Source organism: Streptomyces odonnellii (genome assembly GCF_000981895.1).
GTDB lineage: Bacteria > Actinomycetota > Actinomycetes > Streptomycetales > Streptomycetaceae > Streptomyces > Streptomyces odonnellii.
On record NZ_LATD01000580.1, the window covers coordinates 1 to 1,593 of the forward strand.

Here is a 1,593-nt window from a genome sequence, read left to right on the forward strand (position 1 = left end):
ATTTCCGCAGTGCGGGCGGGTTGCGGATTGAGGTGCACGACGGTTCGCCGGTCCGGCCGCAGCCGCGTACCCCGGATCCGGAGGCGCTGGATGGGCGGGGGCTGCTGCTGGTGGACGCTCTGGCGGACGAGTGGGGTGTGGCCGACCGGGCCGGGCCGGGGAAGATGATCTGGGCGTGCCTGTCCGTGCCGCTCGTACGGCCCAGCGAGAAGGACCGCCCGTGAGCGCACCGCTGGGCAGGCCCCCGGTCGTCCCGTACATCGCGTGCTGGTCCTCGGAGCACCGGCCCCCAGGGCACGCTGGTCGTGCGGGGTGGTGGCATCGCGTACGCCGACGAAGGACCGTACGAACGCGACGACCTGGGCGTGCTGTGGAAGCGGGTCGGCATCAGCCCCGGTAAGGGGCGGCCGGAGTTCGGGAACGTGCACTTCCTGCGGCAGCGGCGGGCCATGCGCAGGCTGCTGTGCCAGATCTGCGGCGGGCCGTCGGACCGTACCGACGATGGCACGCTGTGGGTCGTGGGCGAGGACGCGGACGAGCCGGAACTGCACAAGCCCGGCTTCGTCACCACGCATCCACCCCTGTGCGTGCCGTGTGCGGTCACCTCGGTCGGGGCGTGTCCGCACTTACGGAAGCGCCATGTGGCCCTGCGTGTGCGGGCGTTCGTGCCGGCGGGGGTGCACGCAGCGGTGTACGACGCGGGCGGCGTGGCCTTCGAGAGCTGGCGCCTCGGCTGGGTACTCGCCAGCCAACTGATCATGGAATTCCAGGAGTTCACCGTCGTGGACCTGGAAGCGGAACATGCCGCGTACCTGAAGCGGGCCGAGGCACGGGGCAGAGTCTCTGGCGGACCCCCGGACCACCACTGACGATGCTTGCGGACGGGGCCCGGCGTGCGTGCGGGGCGGGCGCGCGGGTTGGGTCGACGTGCAGGGCGGGGTCGGCGTTCGGTCGCGAGGCGCCCTCCCCGCCCGTGACCTGCTGCACCTACTATGCAGTCGGCGGGTCCCGTGCCCGTCAACGCCAGTGACGGCGTCAGGGGAGGAAGCCCGGTGCGAATCCGGCGCGGTCCCGCCACTGTGAGCCCGGCATCCGTATGCCGCCGGGTGAGCCAGGAACTCCCGCCGTCCTCCCTACCGCCCGGGGCGCGGACCCCGAGGAAGGCAGACGCCGCATGATTCTGCTCCTGTCGACGTCCGACACCGATCTGCTCAGCGCCCGTGCGGCGGGCGGGCCGGTTCCGTACCGGTACGCCAACCCCGCCCGGCTGGCCCTCGACGAACTGCCGGGGCTGCTGGAGGGCGTGGACCTCGTGGTCGTACGCCTCCTGGGCGGGCTGCGCGCCTGGCAGGACGGGATCGACCTGCTGCTCGGCAACACGCCGCTCGACCCCGGCCCGGCGCGCGACTCGCGTCCCGCTCCCGACGGAGGCCCGGCGGCCGACGGGCGCCCCCCGGTCGGCCCGGGCTCGGCCCCCGGCCGGGCTCCCGACCGCCGCCGTACGGCCGACCAAGGCCCTGCCTCCGACCCGGCCTCCGCCCCGGACCGGACCTCCGCCCTCGACGGCCACGCCTCGCCCGCCCCGCACCACCT

General features: G+C 74.0%; 2 protein-coding genes, 1 pseudogene and 1 riboswitch. All 3 genes and pseudogenes read left to right on the forward strand.

The window, feature by feature from the left end:
• A partial coding sequence (locus WH07_RS35275; RefSeq protein WP_046509245.1) for an ATP-binding protein occupies positions 1-224 on the forward strand: 224 nt, incomplete at its 5' end.
• 81 nt (positions 225-305) lie between these two features.
• Positions 306-869 carry a hypothetical protein gene (locus WH07_RS35280; RefSeq protein WP_063775888.1) on the forward strand — a complete coding sequence of 188 codons (564 nt, stop codon included), beginning with the start codon at positions 306-308 and terminating at the stop codon, positions 867-869.
• A 116-nt stretch (positions 870-985) separates the two neighbouring features.
• A riboswitch (cobalamin riboswitch) is annotated at positions 986-1,140 on the forward strand.
• Between the two features lie 34 nt (positions 1,141-1,174).
• Positions 1,175-1,593, forward strand: a pseudogene (locus WH07_RS41630) (cobaltochelatase subunit CobN); the annotation flags it as partial.